Source organism: Corynebacterium lehmanniae (genome assembly GCF_043161975.1).
In the GTDB taxonomy this organism is placed as follows: domain Bacteria; phylum Actinomycetota; class Actinomycetes; order Mycobacteriales; family Mycobacteriaceae; genus Corynebacterium; species Corynebacterium lehmanniae.
The window spans coordinates 297,547-315,112 of sequence record NZ_CP170998.1 but is presented as its reverse complement, the minus strand read 5'-3'; the positions used below and the strand labels follow the sequence as shown (position 1 = coordinate 315,112).

18 protein-coding genes are annotated in these 17,566 nt (G+C 66.8%); 8 read left to right on the top strand and 10 right to left on the bottom strand.

The window, feature by feature from the left end; genetic code table 11:
• Nucleotides 1-3: 3 nt before the first annotated feature.
• The 3 genes from ACF3NP_RS01525 to ACF3NP_RS01515 all read right to left on the bottom strand — a co-directional run bounded on the left by ACF3NP_RS01525 (nt 4) and on the right by ACF3NP_RS01515 (nt 2,918).
• Complete coding sequence (locus tag ACF3NP_RS01525; RefSeq protein ID WP_392398854.1) at nt 4-666, bottom strand: septum formation initiator family protein; 663 nt, start codon at nt 664-666, stop codon at nt 4-6.
• 110 nt (nt 667-776) lie between these two features.
• Nucleotides 777-2,051: a phosphopyruvate hydratase gene (gene eno, locus ACF3NP_RS01520; protein ID WP_392398853.1), complete on the bottom strand. Its 1,275-nt coding sequence runs from the start codon at nt 2,049-2,051 to the stop codon at nt 777-779.
• A gap of 60 nt (nt 2,052-2,111) precedes the next feature.
• The gene (locus ACF3NP_RS01515) at nt 2,112-2,918 is read right to left on the bottom strand and encodes a lytic transglycosylase domain-containing protein (RefSeq protein WP_181888855.1); all 807 of its coding nucleotides are present in this window, start codon (nt 2,916-2,918) and stop codon (nt 2,112-2,114) included.
• A 302-nt stretch (nt 2,919-3,220) separates the two neighbouring features.
• On the opposite strand from ACF3NP_RS01515, the gene ACF3NP_RS01510 reads away from it, so the two are divergent.
• Nucleotides 3,221-3,637: a hypothetical protein gene (locus ACF3NP_RS01510; protein ID WP_181888856.1), complete on the top strand. Its 417-nt coding sequence runs from the start codon at nt 3,221-3,223 to the stop codon at nt 3,635-3,637.
• 40 nt (nt 3,638-3,677) lie between these two features.
• Here ACF3NP_RS01510 and ACF3NP_RS01505 read toward each other — a convergent pair whose 3' ends face one another.
• Nucleotides 3,678-4,283: a MazG nucleotide pyrophosphohydrolase domain-containing protein gene (locus ACF3NP_RS01505; RefSeq protein ID WP_181888857.1), complete on the bottom strand. Its 606-nt coding sequence runs from the start codon at nt 4,281-4,283 to the stop codon at nt 3,678-3,680.
• 34 nt (nt 4,284-4,317) lie between these two features.
• Between ACF3NP_RS01505 and ACF3NP_RS01500 the strand changes: the two genes are divergently transcribed.
• Nucleotides 4,318-4,965: an 8-oxoguanine DNA glycosylase OGG fold protein gene (locus ACF3NP_RS01500; protein ID WP_181888858.1), complete on the top strand. Its 648-nt coding sequence runs from the start codon at nt 4,318-4,320 to the stop codon at nt 4,963-4,965.
• A gap of 410 nt (nt 4,966-5,375) precedes the next feature.
• Here ACF3NP_RS01500 and ACF3NP_RS01495 read toward each other — a convergent pair whose 3' ends face one another.
• Both ACF3NP_RS01495 and dnaG read right to left on the bottom strand, forming a co-directional pair.
• Nucleotides 5,376-6,245 carry a DUF3800 domain-containing protein gene (locus ACF3NP_RS01495; protein ID WP_181888859.1) on the bottom strand — a complete coding sequence of 290 codons (870 nt, stop codon included), beginning with the start codon at nt 6,243-6,245 and terminating at the stop codon, nt 5,376-5,378.
• Nucleotides 6,246-6,263: 18 nt separating this feature from the next.
• Entirely contained in the window at nt 6,264-8,294 is a 2,031-nt protein-coding gene (gene dnaG, locus ACF3NP_RS01490; protein WP_392398852.1) for a DNA primase, read from the bottom strand.
• Nucleotides 8,295-8,328: 34 nt separating this feature from the next.
• On the opposite strand from dnaG, the gene ACF3NP_RS01485 reads away from it, so the two are divergent.
• Nucleotides 8,329-8,709: a guanyl-specific ribonuclease gene (locus tag ACF3NP_RS01485; RefSeq protein WP_181888861.1), complete on the top strand. Its 381-nt coding sequence runs from the start codon at nt 8,329-8,331 to the stop codon at nt 8,707-8,709.
• Complete coding sequence (locus ACF3NP_RS01480) at nt 8,709-8,966, top strand: hypothetical protein (RefSeq protein ID WP_181888862.1); 258 nt, start codon at nt 8,709-8,711, stop codon at nt 8,964-8,966. Before ACF3NP_RS01485 ends, ACF3NP_RS01480 begins: the two co-directional genes overlap by 1 nt.
• An 81-nt stretch (nt 8,967-9,047) precedes the next feature.
• Here ACF3NP_RS01480 and ACF3NP_RS01475 read toward each other — a convergent pair whose 3' ends face one another.
• From ACF3NP_RS01475 to ACF3NP_RS01465, 3 genes are read right to left on the bottom strand one after another with little or no spacing between them, the layout of a single operon-like run.
• On the bottom strand, nt 9,048-9,398 hold the full coding sequence (locus ACF3NP_RS01475) for a hypothetical protein (RefSeq protein ID WP_181888863.1): 351 nt from the start codon (nt 9,396-9,398) through the stop codon (nt 9,048-9,050).
• Between the two features lie 2 nt (nt 9,399-9,400).
• Complete coding sequence (locus tag ACF3NP_RS01470; RefSeq protein WP_181888864.1) at nt 9,401-9,859, bottom strand: prevent-host-death protein; 459 nt, start codon at nt 9,857-9,859, stop codon at nt 9,401-9,403.
• A 40-nt stretch (nt 9,860-9,899) separates the two neighbouring features.
• Entirely contained in the window at nt 9,900-10,919 is a 1,020-nt protein-coding gene (locus ACF3NP_RS01465; RefSeq protein ID WP_181888865.1) for a DUF559 domain-containing protein, read from the bottom strand.
• A 366-nt stretch (nt 10,920-11,285) separates the two neighbouring features.
• On the opposite strand from ACF3NP_RS01465, the gene ACF3NP_RS01460 reads away from it, so the two are divergent.
• Genes ACF3NP_RS01460 through ACF3NP_RS01450 form a run of 3 tightly spaced genes read left to right on the top strand, consistent with a single transcriptional unit; the run spans nt 11,286 to nt 14,165 of the window.
• On the top strand, nt 11,286-12,998 hold the full coding sequence (locus ACF3NP_RS01460) for a carbon starvation CstA family protein (RefSeq protein ID WP_181888866.1): 1,713 nt from the start codon (nt 11,286-11,288) through the stop codon (nt 12,996-12,998).
• A complete protein-coding gene (locus tag ACF3NP_RS01455) occupies nt 12,982-13,239 on the top strand; it encodes a cory-CC-star protein (RefSeq protein ID WP_034998339.1) in 258 nt (85 codons plus the stop codon). Before ACF3NP_RS01460 ends, ACF3NP_RS01455 begins: the two co-directional genes overlap by 17 nt.
• A complete protein-coding gene (locus ACF3NP_RS01450; RefSeq protein ID WP_181888867.1) occupies nt 13,230-14,165 on the top strand; it encodes an ArsA family ATPase in 936 nt (311 codons plus the stop codon). Before ACF3NP_RS01455 ends, ACF3NP_RS01450 begins: the two co-directional genes overlap by 10 nt.
• 73 nt (nt 14,166-14,238) lie before the next feature.
• Here ACF3NP_RS01450 and ACF3NP_RS01445 read toward each other — a convergent pair whose 3' ends face one another.
• A complete protein-coding gene (locus ACF3NP_RS01445; protein ID WP_181888868.1) occupies nt 14,239-15,540 on the bottom strand; it encodes a deoxyguanosinetriphosphate triphosphohydrolase in 1,302 nt (433 codons plus the stop codon).
• Nucleotides 15,541-15,560: 20 nt separating this feature from the next.
• Between ACF3NP_RS01445 and ACF3NP_RS01440 the strand changes: the two genes are divergently transcribed.
• Nucleotides 15,561-17,564, top strand: coding sequence for a TPM domain-containing protein (locus tag ACF3NP_RS01440; RefSeq protein WP_181888869.1), 2,004 nt, complete (start codon nt 15,561-15,563; stop codon nt 17,562-17,564).
• Nucleotides 17,565-17,566: the final 2 nt, after the last annotated feature.

Here is a 17,566-nt window from a genome sequence, read left to right as displayed (position 1 = left end):
CGGCTACTGCGCCGGCGCGGGAGCTTCCGGTGCCGGGGCCTCCGGTACCGCCGGCGCTTCGGGCGCGCCAGGCTCGGGCGCAGGCCCCTCAGGCCCCTCCGGAGCCGGAACTTCCGGCGCGGGCCCCTCTGGCGCTTCGGGGGCGGGGGCGGGCGGAGCGTCGTCGATAGGCGGAAGCTCCTCGGTTGGGACCTCGCGCAGGGAATCCCACATCACCTGCGGCCAGGTGCGGGTGTCGGGGATGTCGTCCTTGCCGGTGGTGATTGCCTCTGGGGCGGTCATGCGGGGGTCGATGATGCGCCAGGCGGTCTCTCCCTCTTCCATCACGCCGAGGCGGCGGCGGGCTTCCTGTTTGAGGAAGGCGTCGTCGTCGTACATGGCGATGTCGTCCTCAAGGGCCTTTTTCTGGGCCTCGAGGCGGGCGATGGACTCGTTGGCGCGGGCGATCTCGGCGCGGCCCTCGTAGAAGTTGCGCAGCGGGGCCGCGATGGCCAGCAGCACGAGGATGAGCACGGCGATGAGGATGACCACGCTGGCCATGTCCTGCTTCGGAAATGCGATGGCCCTGCCGCGCTGCTTGCGGCGCGCGGCGCGCTCGGCGTTTTCCCGGTCGCGGCTGGCAACGGGGACCGTGCTGGGGCGGCGGGTGCGGGAGCGCTTCGTCATAATCAGCAGATGATACGCCAGAGGTGAGATTCGTTCGGGGATCTCACCGACACGACGGAGGCCCCGCGCCGAAAACGGGCGGGGCCGAAGGTGCGTCGATAGGCAGGTGCTTACTTGAAGCGCGGGAACGCGGAGCGGCCCGCGTACTCGGCGGCCGGGCCGAGCTCCTCCTCGATGCGCAGGAGACGGTTGTACTTGGCCACGCGCTCGGAGCGGGCCGGAGCACCGGTCTTGATCTGGCCGCAGGACAGCGCCACGGCCAGATCCGCGATGGTGGTGTCCTCGGTCTCGCCGGAGCGGTGCGACATCATGGTGCGGTAGCCGTTACGGTGGGCCAGCTCCACGGCGTCGAAGGTCTCGGTCAGGGTGCCGATCTGGTTGACCTTCACCAGCAGCGCGTTGGCGGCCTTCTTCTCGATGCCCTCGGCCAGGCGCTTCGGGTTGGTGACGAAGAAGTCGTCGCCGACGATCTGCACCTTGTCGCCGAGCTGCTCGGTCAGTGCGGTGTAGCCGTCCCAGTCGTTCTCGTCCAGCGGGTCCTCAATGGAGACGATCGGGTACTGCTCCACCAGGTCCGCGTAGACCTTGATCATCTCCTCGGCGGAGTGCTTACCGCCCTCGAAGTTGTAGGCGCCGTCCTCGAAGAACTCGGAGGAAGCGACGTCGAGGGCGAGCGCGACGTCGTCGCCAAGCTTGTAGCCCGCCTTCTCGATGGCCTCCACGATCAGGTCCAGGGCCTCCTTGGTGGAGCCGACGGACGGGGCGAAGCCACCCTCGTCGCCAAGACCAGTGGACAGGTTCTTGGACTTCAGCACGCTCTTGAGCGCGTGGTAGACCTCGGCGCCCATGCGCAGCGCCTCGGTGAAGGTCTCCGCGCCGATCGGGGCGATCATGAACTCCTGCACGTCCACGCCGGAATCCGCGTGGGCGCCGCCGTTGAGGATGTTCATCATCGGCACCGGCAGCACGTGCGCGTTCGGGCCGCCGATGTAGCGGTACAGCGGCAGCGCAGCCGAATCAGCGGCGGCCTTCGCCACGGCCATGGACACGCCCAGAAGGGCGTTCGCGCCCAGCTTCTTCTTGTTGTCGGTGCCGTCGAGCTCGAGCATAAGCGTATCGACGATCCGCTGGTCGTCCGCCTCAATCCCCGCCAACTCGTCCGCGATGGTCTCGTTGACGTTCTCGACAGCCTTCAGCACACCCTTGCCGGCGTAGCGCTCGTCGCCGTCGCGAAGCTCGTGCGCCTCGTGCTCGCCCGTGGACGCGCCGGACGGCACGCCAGCGCGGCCGTGGGAGCCGTCCGCGAGCAGCGCCTCCACCTCCACAGTCGGGTTGCCGCGGGAATCCAGGATCTCGCGGGCGAAGATGTGCATGATGTCGGCCATGGTGACTCCTTGCGTGGGTCGAGTGCTGTCTTACCGCGTACCAGCTTAGCCCGGGTTTGGCTAGCGGTGTGCCGGTTGGTTCATGGCGTAGTTCGCCGCGGCGTCGCGGACTCTGGCCACGTAGTCGTTGGACTGGTTGTAGGCGAAAATCGCCTGGCGCCATCCCTCCTCCGTGGCCAAGTCGCGCGTGGCGCCGCCGGAGTTGCACAGCAGGTTGGCCGCGCCGAGGGCGGCGTCGTCGATCTGCTGCGGGTCCGGGTGGCCGTCGCCGTTGGCGTCGCGACCGTAGCGCGCCCAGGACTCGGGGATGAACTGCATCGGGCCGACGGCGCGGTCGAACTCGGGGTCGTTGTCGAAGGCGCCACCGTCGGTGTCCGTGACGTGGGCGAAGCCGTCGCCGTCGAGCTTCGGGCCGATGATGGGCGGCTCCGGGTAGCCGTCTTGGTTTAACTGGGAGTTGTTGAAGTGGCCCGTGTAGGTGCCGTGGCGCGTTTCCACCCAGCCGATACCGGCGAGCGTGTTCCACTGCAGGTTGCAGGCCGGCCACGAATCGGCGGCGATCAGCGCAGCGTTGGCGTAGGCGCGGATGGCCTGGCCGGAGACGTTGGTGGCGTTGCCGATATCCTGCGACCAGTCAAAGAGCAGGTCGGAGGTCCGGCCGGGGCCGTGGACGTCGATAGGCGGGGGTGCTACGGCGGCTGGCGGCGGCATGGTGGTGGGCACCGGCTGCAGCGGCTCGTGGCGGTCCGGGGTGGAAAACGCGGCGATGAGCCACGCCACCAGCGCGACCACCATCACCACGGCGGCGGCCGCGACGAGGACACCCGCGCAGCCGCACCCGCGCGCTACTCGCCTGGCTGCTGACATGACCGGAGAGTGTACCGCGCGGGTGGTGGCGAATGGTGAACGCGCCGGTAGCACATACCCGCGTTGGGTTTTGTCGCAGTTAGCCTGAATTCAGCGGGCGCTTTGGGGCGGGCCGGCGTTAGTCGAGCTGGGGTTTCGCGCGGCCGTTTTCAGGTTTTCATCTACGCGAGCCAATCCGCATACCTCCACCCCAGCCGGCAAGCCGGTTCTTCACCACTTTGGACACTTTCGCCACACGTGTCACTTGTTTAACATGTATGATTCTCCGCGACCTAGTTTCTTCCCCGAAAGGACCCCTCCCAATGCGCCGTATCGCACCCCTTGCCGCCGCTGGCCTGTTGGCCGCGGCCGCCATCGCCTCCCCCGCCACCGCCCAGGCTCAGACGCAGTCGCTCGAGCTGATCAAGCTTCTCAACGGCAACATCGCCACCGCCAACTGCGACGCCCTGCGCGTCGGTTTGACCTCCACCAACATGGTCGGCCCGGATACTACCCGCTCCCAGCTGGTTGCCAACGTGAACAACGTCGTGGGCAAGGACGCCACCCTGCGCCTCGCCTCCGCCTCCACGGTCGGCGCGCTTGCGGACCGCGCGCTGGAGTGCGGCATCGTCAAGCCGGACCCGGCCACCCCGCTGGACCAGTTCTTCGCCATGAGCTCCCAGATGTCCTCTCAGGCCAACCTGCCGGACATCCGCAACTACATCGGGGCGCTGCGCTAAACGCGCCGTCTGGCTGGCGCGCTGCGCTAGCGCTTCTCGGCTACTGCTTCTCGGCGGCCTTGCCTTCCTCCCACAACCGGTCCTGGGTGGCTTTGTCCACGGGGCCGGTTGAACCGTCGAAAAGGTAGGGCGCGCGGCGGCGCATCTTCTGCACGAACGCGTCAGCCACGTCGCCGAAATCGAACGCTCCGGTCTCCTGCGCGATTTCGGCGTGGAACAGGATTTGGAGGAGGAGGTCGGACAGTTCGGACTTTAGATCGTCGATAGGCAGCTTGCGCTCGATTGCCTGCGCGACCTCCTCAGCCTCCTCCCGCAGAAACGGCAGGAGGCTTTCGTGCGTCATGGCCTGCTCCCACTCGCCGCGGCGGCGGGCGGCGTGCATCGTGCGGGTGGCCTGGAACACCGGGTCATCGAGGCTATCGACGCGTTCCGTGGCCGCCCCGTCTTTCTGCCAGCGCAGGACCTCCGGGTCGTCCGGCTCCGTGGAAATCAGCCAGCGGTCCGGGCCGCCTTCGACGTTGAGGGCCCAGCGGACGTCGACAGGCACCTCAGGCGTGAAGGCGACATCGCCGCTGATGCGGCCGGCGAGGTGGAGGGGGATGAGGGAGGGCCAGCGGGGGTCGAGAAGCAGGACGGTTGCGGTCATGGTGGGCAAGTCTAAGGGCTCTAAGATGGAGCGCATGACTCAGATTGCTCAAGCCCTCGAGACCGTCAAACCCACCGCGCAGGACGCGCTCGGCGACTCCGTGACCTTCTCCCCCATCCGCTGGAAAACCGGGTGGCCGCACCACCTGCGCCGCGTGCCGCCGTTCCGCGACGACGCCACCGCCTCTATCACCCGCTCCGAAGTGTTCGCGTTCGGCGAGGACGTGCGCGAGTCCGGTTTTGCGCGTGAGCAGATCATCGACTTCCTGGGCGCCTGCTTCGCCTACGTGGCCGGCCAGTCCAACCAGGTGATGCAGATGCAGGCGTTCCTGCGAAACAAGGGGAATGCGTCTCAGCTACTGGCGGCTGTGCGGAAGCTTGACGGTGTGGGTGCTGTTGAGGCTTACGGCGCTTTGGTCGCGACTGGCCTGCCGCCGAAGTTCGCCTCCGCCGTGGCGTACTTCCTGGCTGGGGAGCAGGAGTCGGGTGAGGCTTCGAAGCCGGTGATCATTTGCTCCAACCGTGCAAAGGTGGCCGGGCTGGCTAAGGATGCCGACTGGACCGCTGAGGAGTACGGCGAGTATTTGGCCGCCCTGGCCTCCGCGCGCGACGCTTACGACGCATCGCTGCCGTTGGACGCCGTGGAGTGGGCCCTGCGCGAGTTCGCCCGCCGCTCCGAGTAGGGGGTTTGGGGGGCGGGGTTTTTGGCGCACTCGCCGCCACACAAACCGGCTACCCACAACCGGCTTCCAGCGGTTTTTCTGCATGGTAGCCGGTTGTAGGTAACCGGTTTCCTCATGTAGGCAAGATCCCACCGAAGGGCCCACCCAACTTTTCGTCCGGCACCACTCGCCCACGGATGTTGTGTTTTTGGAATGTGGCAAATATTTGCCGCATTCCAATTTTCGGTGTACCCGCCCCCTACCGGTTGCCGCGGAAAGCGCGGTCGTTGAGGTCGCGGCGGGCCTGCTCGTCGTCGGAAGGCCGCATGCGCTGGGCCTTGACCTCACACCCACCCAATCATTATCATTCGAGATAGACCGAGAGGGGCGCTACGTACCCCGTTGCAGCAATGCACTCGGTCTCTTTCCCTTTATCGACTGTCAGTGTCGAACGGGAAAATGAGGTTTGGAGTTCCATCGCTTTTCCACTCCAGCTTTTGTTTCTGTGTGAACTGCATTTCCCAGCCGTGAACTTCTCGGTCTTGGGTAGTCCATGGTGCAGTGCGTGCTGCAGGCATTTGGACAGTGTCCAGGTTGCTGAGAACCTTGAGGCCTCTTCCGATGACCGAGTGCGGGTATCCGACCGCAGACCTTGCAAATGTTCTTAGATACCCTGGGTCGCCGTGGTTTATATGCCTTGAAAATCCACCGGCCACGAGGTCTGCTATCTGGATGCCAATACTTTCCTCAGACGGCATAAATGCGATGGTGTCGGCGATTCGGTCATATTGAAAAAATGGTGAGCCCTGACGCAAACTTTCGCGAAGGGCTTTGTCTTCCTTTCGCTCTTCGTCCATCAATACGAGCCCGGAAGTTCCATGCTTTTGGCAGTTCAACTGAACTCTCTCCAGCAGGAGCGTCAGCGCTTCCGAAATTGCGCTTTGATCGCCACTTAAGCGCTCTTTGTTAACCCCAACGCAGAGAGCTTCAGCGGACGGAATAGATAAGGCTGCTCGGAGACAGGAATAGACCAAAGCCCTTCGTTGATTCATCTCCGTCAATCCCGAGCGAAGCATCCACTGAGGTTTTGTTGGCTTGTTATCCCTGAGAGTTGCAACGTGATGAAACTTCAACTCAGTCGGGTAGCCAAGCTCCATCCCGTAGAAGCGAGCTTGCTGGGTTACTGCCTTTTTCAGCAAAGGCAGATCGTCGCTGTCGATCCCGAATCCTGCGAGAACAAAAAACGGTTTCCCCTTCCCTGGAACCCGCGAACCGGAATCGTCAAAGTAAAACAAACGCAAGATCGAGCTCCTCGGGTGCTACCGGTTGCCGCGGAAGGCGCGGTCGTTGAGGTCGCGGCGGGCCTGCTCAAGCGCGACGAGGTCGGAGAAGAGGGCGTTGTAAGCCTCCTCGTCGTCGGAAGGCCTCATGCGCTGGAGCTGGGATTTCAGCTGCGCGATCTGCTGGCCCACGCGTGTTTCCTGCAGGCGCGAGAGCACGGAGTCGGCGTATTCGTAGAGGTCGTCGGCGTGGATGGGTTCGACGGCCAGCTCGGAAACGAAGTTGCGGCCGGCGTAGTCGCGCATCTCGCCGGCGACCGCAGCGAGGAAGTTCGAGGCGTCTGGGGCGCCAGCGGCGGTGTTGTCGGGGGTGGCGCCCGGCGCGGAGCCGGTGCCCGGCGCGCCCGCACCCGCGGCGGCTGCGGCAGCCCCGGCGCGGGCGCAGCCGCCGGCGGCGGTAATGGCCTCGCGAACCTGGTGGTACGCGTCGTGGGTGAAGGCGTCCGGGTTGATGCCGTCGAAGTAGTTGCCGGCCGCCGCCGGATGCTGCAGGGCCAGCTTCAGGGCTTCGCGCTGGGGCCACAGCACTGGGTCGTCGGGGCGCGGGGGGATGAGGATCTCGGACTGCGCGCCGGAGCTGTCGGGGCCGACGGCAGCACCAGCACCGACGCCGCCACCCGCGCCGGCGGCGGCCGCTCGCGCCGGATCCTTTGGTGCGCGCTTCTGCTTCTTCGGCTTCTTCGCCTCGGCGCGGACCTGCTCCAGCACCTCGTCCGGGTTCGGCCAGCCGACCCAGCCGGCCAGTCGCCGGGCGTACTCCTGTTGGAGCACTTTGTCGGAGATGGTGGCGACGACGGGGACGGTGCGTCGTAAGGCTTGCACGCGCCCCTCGGCGGAATCCAGCGAGTAGTCCTTCAAAAGCGACTCGATGACGAACTCGTACACGGGCACGCGCGATGCGACGAGGTCGCGCAGGGCACCGTCGCCGCGCGCAAGGCGCAGGTCGCAGGGGTCCATGCCGTCGGGGGCGACCGCGACGAAGGACTGGGCGCCGAACTCCGCATCGGTCTCGAAGGCGCGCATGGCGGCCTTGCGGCCGGCCTCGTCGCCGTCGAAGGTGTAGATCAGCTCGCCGCGGAAGAAGCTGTCGTCGAGCATGAGGCGGCGGATCAGGCTCATGTGATCGCCGCCGAACGCAGTGCCGCAGGTGGCCACCGCCGTATCCACGCCCGCGGCGTGCATGGCCATCACGTCCGTGTAGCCCTCCACCACCACCGTCTGGTGCTTCTCCGCGATGTTCTTCTTCGCCTTATCGATGCCGAACAGCACCTTCGACTTGTGGTACAGCAGCGTGTCCTGGGTGTTGATGTACTTGCCCAGGCGGTCGTCCTCGAACAGCTTGCGGGCGCCGAAGCCGATGACGTTGCCGGCGGTGTCCTTGATCGGCCAGATCAAACGGCCGCGGAATTTATCTAACGGGCCGCGTTTGCCCATCGAGGACAGGCCGGCGTCGATAAGCTCTTGCACCTCAAAGCCCTTGCGCAGAAGGTGCTTGGTCATCGGGTCCCACGCGTAGGGCGCGTAGCCGCATTCGAAGTCGTAGATGAGCTCGCGGGAAAAACCGCGCTTGAGCAGCATCTCGCGCGCCGGGGCGGCGTCGGCGGTCTCCAGTTGCTCGCGGAAGAACTCGTGCGCCGCCTTGTTCGCCGCCAGCAGGCGCTGGCGCGTGCCGCGGTCCACCTTGCGAGCGCCCGTCGAACCGCCCTGGTAATTGATGTGGTAGCCGATGTGATCCGCCACCGCCTCGACTGCCTCGGGGAAGGTCAGCTGCTCCATCTCCATGAGGAAGCTGAACACGTCGCCGCCCTTGCCCGTGGAAAAGCAGTGGTAGTAGCCGTGCGCGGGGCGGACGTGGAAACTCGGGGTGTGCTCGTCCTTGAAGGGGCTCAGCCCCTTCAGCGAGTCGTGCCCGGCAGGTTTGAGCTGCACGTACTCGCCGACGATCTCATCGAGCGGCGCGCGCTGACGGATAGCCTCAATGTCGCTATCCGGAATTCTGCCCCTAGCCATGGCGCTCACTCTAGCGCGTGGCACGATATTGCCCATGAAGCGCCTATCCGTCCTGCTCCCGTGCCTGTTTTTGAGCAGTTGCCTATCGACGCCACCTCCGGCCGAGCCTGCGTCCACTTCGGGGCTGCCCGCGTGCGGCTCGCTTCCCGACGAAGCCTGGGACACCGTCGACCTCATCGAAGCCGGCGGCCCCTTCCCCCACCCCGACAACGACGACCGACGCTTCGGCAACTACGAACGCATCCTCCCCGAGCAGCCGCGCAACTACTACCGCGAGTACACCGTAGACACCCCGGGCGTGCACCACCGCGGCGCGCGCCGCATCGTCACCGGCGGTGGCGGCGACGGCCACGTCGACGAGTGGTTCTACACCGCCGACCACTACGAATCCTTCTGCGAAATGGAGGTCAACTAATGCCCGCTGTGTTTGTGACGCGCCCGGTGCGCTCGATCGAGGACCTCGGCGCCGCCATCATCGCCGCCGTCTACGGCGTTGGTGCGTCGGAGGCCGCCGGCGCTCGCCCGGTGCCGCGCAACCTCGACGCGCTGGCCGACCTTTTGCGCGAGACCCGCGTGACACGTGTGGTGGTGACGGATTGGGGGATGCCGGAGGCGTCGATAGGCGGGCTGCTCGAGGTCCTCGCCGACGAAGGCGTCGAGCTTTCCCGCTAGACCCCTAGTAAGAAACCCCTATTAAGGCCCAAAATGGCGCATACTCGGGCTTTGTTACTAGGGGTTTGTGGGTGGGAGTGGCTACTTCGTCTCGTTCGGGTGGCTGGTGTGCACGGCCTCGAGGAAGACCGTGCGGTCATCGACATAGAACCAGATCCGCGCCGAGCCCTTCAGCGTCGGTTTGTGCTGCCACCGCTCGAACGAGCGCCCGCCGCGTTGCACGATCCCCAGCTCCCCCTTCAGCCGGTAGTTAGTGGAAGTGGTGGACGTCGGGGTCCTGGTGAGGAAATCCCATGCATCGGCCATCGGGTTCCGCATGGTCGCCACCAGGTCACGCCACCCCTTCTTCGCCCCGGACGAGGCGAAGCGGATGTCGTACTCGACCTTCTTTGCGGGGCGTGGGACCAGCTCCCCCTTCCTCCCGGCCGCCATCGTCAGGGCCGCTCCACTGGCTCACTGTCGTCGAGCCAGTCGGTTTCGACGTCTCCGAGCCCTGCCGCGATGGCGGTCGCAGTTTCCTTCCACGCGGTGAACTCGGCGAGGGCGAGGTGCGGTTGTTCGGTGGCGAAGGAGGCGCGTGCTGCGTCGATAAGCTCTTGCGAACATGATTCCCTGTCCGCCTGCGACAGCGCCAACATCCAGGGGAACGCTCGGGCCATTCGCTCGCTGAGGCTGCCGACGCCTTCCGTGGCGACGGTGACGAGTTGCGCCGCGAGCTCCAGCAGCTGTGCCCGCCCCTGCGCCTCCCGCGCTGACATGAGCACCAACGACTCCCCGTCGCGGCGCGTGACCGTGACCGGGTGCTTCTCCGCTTCGGCGAACACCTCGGCGGACCGCTTGCTCAAGTCGGATGAGCGGCGGGTGTGCGGTGGGGTTCCTGCTGCGAGTGTCATGACCCTGAGAGTATTCGGAATGTGTTCGGAAGTCGAGGGGCTAGGGTCTGCTTAGCATGTCGACGGCCTCCTGCAGGTCCGGCGGCAGCGCCACGGCGCGCCCCGGGCCGGTCGGCGTGTAGGCCTTCGGCTTGACCTGCACGGGCAGCAGGCTCCGGGCACCGGGCCAGGCGTTGCGGATGCGTTGGATCAAGTCGGCTTCGTCGCCCCAGAAGTCCTCGGTGTAGAAGTGCAAGACCTTGTAGCCGCGCTCGGCGAGCCAGTCATCGCGCACACGCTGCTTGCGCAGTACTTCGTGGGGAACGTCTTCGTACTTTTCCCAGCCGTCGACCTCCACGACGAGGTTGTCGCCGATGAGGAAGTCCACCCGGTACCGCCCGATCGCCGCCTGGGTGCGGTACGGGACCCCGTGGGCATCGAGGATCAGGCGCAGGAGGGATTCGTAGGGCGAATCCGAAAGTCTGCTGGCCAGCGGCAACGCTTTCCGGGCATTGGCGATCCCTTTCGTGCCGGCCAGACGAGCGATGGTGGCGCGGAACTGGTGCAGCAGTTCCGCGTAGAGGTGGTCGCCGTGGCCGGAGAGCACGCTGTCTATCGCTATGACGCCTTCGCGCACGCCGCGTTCGCGGGCAATGTCGACGGCGGTGCGGATCGCGTTGGTGTAGCGCACGGGCCCGTCGTGGATGATGTCTGTTTCCGGGATTTTCCGGTGGCGGTACTCGTACCCGGTCCAGCTACCATTGATGGAGGCTGGGCGGCCGTTGGGCACCGCGAGTGTGACGGGCTCGTTGCGCGCGATGGTCCAAACGCCGTTGAGCCGCGCGGCCGAGCAGTCGACGAGCACGGCTTTCCTGCTCTGGCATCCCGCTGCGTAGCACCTCAGGAAGGCTTTCTCGTACTCCTTGAGCCTCTTCCACGTCTCGGCGCAGAAGTACATCGACTTGGTCAGCTGCGCCAGCTCGCCTTCACTGATGCGCCGGTGCGTCTCAGTGTCTGCGGACGACACCCTCCGCACGTCGACCAGCTTTTCCCGCAGCTCTTTCTTGCGCGTGTCTTTCATTAGTCCCCCCTTGACCAGTTACCCCGCTGCGGAGACTACCGCAGGCGCGTTGTTCTTGCCGGGTTTCGGGTCCGGCCGCCGGGGCCGCTCGGTGCCCGGCCCCCTGGCCCGCTGCCCCCAAACCCCTAGGAACAAACCCCTAGTAAGGCCGAAAATCGGGCATTCTCGGGAGAGCTTACTAGGGGTTTGCGGGAATCAGGCGGGATTGGGGTGGGATACAGGGTGGAGCCCGCGCGCCGGCGCCACACACACCAAGCGCACCGAAGAATAGAAACCCCTGAGAAACCCCTAGGAAAGTGTCGTGTGCCATAATCCCAACCAATGTGACACAGACCATGTGAAGCACGACACGATCGGAGAAGACCCATGAGCTCGCTCATCCTGGTGCTCGTCGGCCTGGCGATGATGGCTGCCGGCTACCTGCTGTACTCGAAATTCCTGGGCAAACGCGTCTACAAGCTCTCGGACGCGTACACCACCCCCGCGCACACGATGGAAGACGGCGTGGATTTCGTCCCCACGAACAAGTACGTCCTGTGGGGCCACCACTTCACCTCCGTGGCGGGCGCGGCACCGATCATCGGCCCGGCCGTCGCAGTCATCTGGGGGTGGGTGCCGGCGTTTCTGTGGGTCACGCTCGGCACCGTGTTCTTCGCGGGGATGCATGACTTGGGGGCGCTGTGGGCGTCGCAAAGGCATCGCGGGCAGTCAATCGGCACGCTGTCCGGCCGCTATATCGGCGCGCGCGGGCGCAACCTGTTCCTCGTGGTGATTTTCCTGCTGCTGCTCATGGTGAACACGGCGTTCGCGGTGGTCATCTCGAACCTGCTGATCTCCACGCCGACGGCGGTGATCCCGACCTGGGGCGCGATCGTCGTCGCGCTGCTGATCGGCCAGGCCATCTACCGTTTCAACTGGAACCTGCCGCTGGTGTCCATCGTGGGTGTCGCGGCGCTGTACGGGCTGATGATCCTGGGCGACCAATTCCCGCTCGCCCTGCCGGAGACGATGCTGGGTATCCCGGACCGCGGCTGGTGGATCATCTTCTTGTTCACTTATGCCTTTATCGCTTCGCTGCTGCCGGTGTGGGTGCTGCTGCAGCCGCGCGACTACATCAACGGCCTGCAGCTGTTCGTGGGCCTGATCATCCTCTACGGCTCGTTTTTCATCGTGCGCCCGGAGATTGTGGCGCCCTCGCTTCGCGACGCCGTCCCCGACGGCACCCCCGGCATCTTCCCGCTGCTCTTCGTCACCATTGCCTGTGGCGCGATCTCCGGCTTCCACGGCGTCGTCGCCTCGGGCACGTCGTCGAAGCAGCTGGACAAGGAGACGGACGCGCGCTTCGTCGGCTACTTCGGCGCGGTCGGCGAGGGCCTGCTCGCACTTGGCACGATCGTGGCCACCACCGCCGGCTTCAAGTCGCTGGCGACGTGGGAGGAGATCTACAACGAGTGGAACGCCGGCGGCGTCGATGCGTTCATCCAAGGCGGCGGCGACCTCATGAACGAAGGCCTGGGCATCCCGACCTCCCTGTCCGCCACCATCCTGGCCACCATGGCCGTGCTGTTCGCCGCCACCACGATGGACTCCGGCATCCGCCTGCAGCGCCTCGTCGTCGCGGAAATGGCGGAGCTGGCCGGCGTGAAGCTCTCCGGCGCGGTGGCCACCATCATCGCGGTGGGCTGCGCGCTGGGCCTGACGTTCTCCATGGGCCTGGACGGCTCCGGCGGCATGCTGATCTGGCCGCTGTTCGGCACCACCAACCAGCTCATGGCGGGCCTGACGCTGTCTGTCGTGGTGATCATCCTGACGCAGCTGCGCCGCCCGACCTGGCCGGTGCTGATCCCGCTGGTGTTCGTCACCGCCATGTCACTGTGGGCGGCGGTGCTGCAGCTGCGCACGTTCCTCGAGGCGGGCAACTGGCTGCTCCTGGTGCTGGACGTGATTATCATCTGCTGCGCCATCTGGGTCATCGTCGAGGCGTTCACGGCGATCACGAAGTCGCGCAAAGAACCGGCTGTGACCTGGCGCGACGATGAGACGATTCCGGGTGAATTGGCGGATGCGCGAACGTCTTAAAGCAATTGCCCGCGGCCTCGACGAGTTCTACAAAGCCCCCTACCGCCGCGAATTCGCCCGCGCCGCGCGCGAGGAGGACGACCTGTTCACCCTGCTTGTCGCCTCGGAGACGCTCGGCATCCCCAACCCCGCAAGCTTCTACACCCTCGAACTGATGCCATTGCTTTACGACGAATTCCACGCCTGGCACACCCGCATGGGCATGGAGCGATCCCCGCTGGACGGCGTCCGATGCTGCTAGCGCCCGCGCCCGTGATGTTCTTCGGCGGCAAGGGCGGGGTGGGCAAAACCACCGTCTCCGCCGCAACCGCGGTGCGCCTGGCCGAGGCCGGCCGGCGCGTGCTGTTGGTGTCCACGGATCCGGCGCACAACTTGGGCCACATCTGGGACGCGCAGCTTTCCGACGCCCCCACGCCACTCGAGCCCAACCTCGACGTCGTGGAGCTCGACCCCGCCGCCACCACCGAGCGGCACCTTGCGGACGTGGAGCGCTCCATGCGGGCGATAATGCCGGAGCGCATGCACCCCGAGATCCGCCGCCACCTGGACCTGGCGCGGCACTCGCCCGGCATGCATGAGGCGGCGATGTTGGAGGCGGTGGCGGAGCTCGTCGATAGGCCTGGCTACGACCACATCATCTTCGACACCGCGCCTTCCGGCCACACCTCGCGCCTGCTCGCGCTGCCGGAGCTGATGGCCGCGTACACCGGCGGGCTGATGCAGCGGCGCGAGCAGTCCGACAAGTTCTCCCGCGCCGTCCGCGGCCTGGGCGGCACGGTCGACGACCCCGTCGAGCGCCGCAACCAGGAAATCCGCGCCACGCTGCTGCGCCGCCGTCGCAAGTTCGAGCGCCTGCGCGACATCCTCACCGACCCCGCGGCCTGCGCGTTTCACATCGTGCTCACCGCGGAGCGCCTCCCGGTCCTTGAGAGCTGCGAGCTTTACGACGACCTCACGTCCAACAGCATCCGCGTCGGCTCGTTGGTGATCAACCGCCGCAGCCCCGCCGATGCCGGCGAGTTCATGGCCTCGCGCCGCGCCGTGGAGGACTCCGCGCTCTCGCTGCTCGACTCGCAACTTCCCGACGTCCCCCGCGTCGAACTGCCCTGGCTCCCCGGCGAGATCGGCACCCGCGCCGCGCTCGCCGCCATCGCCGAGCGGTTGTAATAAAGAAACCCCTCCACAGCCATGCCGTTAAAACGGGGGACCACTACGGGAGGGGATTACAGCGCCTACCTTACTAGAAGTACCCCTCGAAGGCGGCGGCCTTTTTAGCGGTGCGCTCCAAGCGCGACTCGGTCATGGACGCGATCTGGTCCACGATCACGCGCTCGCGCTCCAGGTCCGTCTCGGCGGCGATGAACCACGCCTGGAACATCGTGTCCAGGCTGCCCGGCGCGCCGGCGCGGAGGTACTCGTGGACGCGGTAGATGCGGTCGCGCTGCCGGTCCTGGCGCGCCTGGTGCGACGGCTGGTCCATTACATACAGCACGGCGACGGTCTTGAGCAGGCGGACCTCGGCCTCCACGTCCGGTGGGACGACGAGGCGCCCGTGCTGGCGGCCCAAGCCGAGGCCAGGCGCGCCGGAGGTCGCAGCGCCAGGCGCGTCCGCGAGGGCGCGGTTGCCATCGTCCTCGCGGGTGGCGCGGGTGACGGCGCCGACGTAACGTCCCACCAGCTGCGACGTCAACGCCTTCAGGCCGGCCCACGCGCTAAGCGTGTAGTCGAACTCGGCGGCCGCGGCGATGGCGGGCAGGGAGCGCAACCGATCGGCGGCGTCCACAAGCGAATCGGCGTCGCCGCCGAACGCGTCCGCGCCCTTCTCGGCCAACGCGGCGAGTTCGACGAAGTCCCACAGCACGCGCAGGGACACGCGCCCGGAGACGATGCCGTCTTCGACATCGTGGACGGAGTAGGCGATGTCGTCGGAAAAGTCCATCACCTGCGCCTCCATCGGCGGTGCCCCATCGGTATGCCCCTCGCGCAGCCACGCCAACACGCCAGCGTCCTCGTCGTAGGCCGAGTACTTCCGGTTCACCGAACCGTCCGCGTTCGTGCGCGTCAGCGGGTACTTCACGGCCGCGTCCAATGATGCGCGGGTGAGGTTGAGGCCGAAGGACGTGCCGTCGATAAGCACTTTGGGCTCCAGGCGCGCAAGGATCCGCAACGTCTGCGCGTTGCCCTCGAAGCCGCAGGGTGCGACCTCGTTGAGCGCGACTTCGCCGTTGTGGCCGTACGGCGGGTGCCCGATGTCGTGGGTGAGCCCGGCCATCTCGCACAGATCGGGGCTCAAGCCCAGGCCCTCGCCGATGCCGCGCGAGATCTGCGCGACCTCCAGCGAGTGCGTCAGGCGCGTGCGCGGGGTGTCACCGTCGCGGGGGCCGACCACCTGCGTCTTGTCGGCGAGGCGCCGCAGCGCCGCGGAGTGCAGCACGCGGGCGCGGTCGCGGGCGAAATCCCCGCGTGAATCCGGGGCGAGTTGCGCGCCCTTCGGCGCCTCGTCGGCGCGGCGCTGCGTATCGGCGGCGTTGTAAACGTACACGTCGCGCTACCCTAGTCGGCATGACTAGCCGTTACTTGCGCATCCTCGCCGTGTCCGGCGGCCTTTTTGTCGCCGCCGCACCCAGCTTTGCGACGGAAGCTCCGCCCACCCTCATCCAGGCCCAAGCAACCGCCACCAAGGCATCCCTCGAGCCGGGGCGGCTGACGCAGCCGGTGACCGACGACGCCGCAGTGCTCTCCGCCGACGAACTGGCCGAGATCGAAGGCGCGATCCAGGAGGTCAGCAAGACCCAGGGCAAGTCCGTGCGCGTGGTGTTCCTGCGCTCCTTCGGGCAGTACACCCCGCCCGAATGGGTGGACAAGGCCGTCGCTGCGAACGGCTCCAACACCGCCGTGCTGGCGATCTCGCCGGATGAGCGGCTGTATAACGTCGGCGGCGGCGAGGAGTGGACCCAGTCCGAGATCGACCGCATGAACTCCGCCGCGCACGCCCAGCTGTCCGAGATGAACTGGTCTTCGGCCGCGTTGAATGCGGTGAATGCGGTGGCGGGCGGGAGCTCGTCGTCAGGCGATGGCGCAGGCTGGCTCGCGGGCGGCCTAGGTGTCGCGGCGCTGGCGGGCGGCGGCGTGTACGCGGCGACGCGCAAGGGCTCGAAGAAACAGCAGGCCAAACAGATCGAGTCCGCGAAGGCCCTCGACCCGGCGGACACCGACTCGCTGGGACGCCTGCCCACGCCGACGCTGGAGGAGGTCGCGCGCGACGCGCTGGTCTCCGCCGACGACTCGATTACCCAGGGCAAACAGGAGCTCGAGCTGGCCACCGCCGAGTTCGGCGCGGACCGCGTGCGCCCGTTCACCTCCGCGATGAACGAGGCCACCACCACCCTGCAGCGCGCGTTTGCCACGCACCAAAAGCTTTACGACGCCATCCCCGAAACCGAACCCGAAAAACGCGCGATGCTGGTGGACATCATCTCCTCGTCCGGCCGCGCGGAGCAGGCGCTGCGCGACAAGACGACCGAGTTCAACGAGATGCGCGGCGTGCTCATGCGCGCGCCCGAAGAGGTGGAGAAGGTCCTCGCGCGCACCGTGGACATCCGGGCGCGCCTGGAGCCCGCGCGAGCGACGTTGGCGCAGCTGCAGGGCGAGTACCCGGCGCAGATTCTGGAGTCCATCGTGGACAACGTGGACCTGGCCGAAGCGTCGTTGGACGAGGCGGAAAAGGCCCTCGGCGAAGCGCGCACGCTTGCCGACAAGCCGGCCGGGCGCCAGGGCGCGCTTTTGGACACGCTGGCTTCCGCGACCCGCGCCGTGAACGTCTCCGACACCAACCTCGCCGCCATCGAGCACGCAGAGGACAACATCCGCGCCGCGAAGGCCAACCTGCCCGCGCTGATCGACGAGATACGCGGCGAGCTGCGCGAAATCGAGCAGGTCAAGGGTGCTCGTGCACAGGGCGCGCGTATCGACGTCACTTCGCTCGACACCGTTGCCGCCAAGGCCCAACGCATGCTGGGCGAAATCGGCGACCGCGACCAGTCCGACCCGCTGGCCCTGTACCAGGAGCTGACCAGCATGGACGCCGAAATCGACGCCGCGCTGGACCGCGCGAAGGGCATCGCCGGCGACCAGTCCCGCGCGCTGCAGCTTTTCGACCAGCAAATGCAAGTCGCCGGCGCCCAAATCCAGCGCGCCGAGGACCTGATCCTGTCGCGCGGCCGCATCATCGGCTCGCACGCGCGCACCCTGCTGGCGGAGGCGAAGCGCCAGTACGCGCAGGCCCACCAGCTGCGCGTGCGCGACACCCGCGCCGGCATCGACGCCGCACGTGCCGCCACCGCCACCGCGCGCCGTGCCGAGGCCGCCGCGAACGACGACCTGCGCCGCTACCAGGCCCAGCGCAACCGCCAGACCGCCGACTCGCTGGCCAGCGCCGTGCTGTGGGGCTCGGTGCTCTCCGGCGGTTTCGGCGGTGGCGGCGGAGGCTTCGGTGGCGGAGGCGGTTTCGGCGGGGGCGGCGGCTTCTCCGGCGGGCGCCCCTCCAACCGCGGCGGCACCTTCTAGGC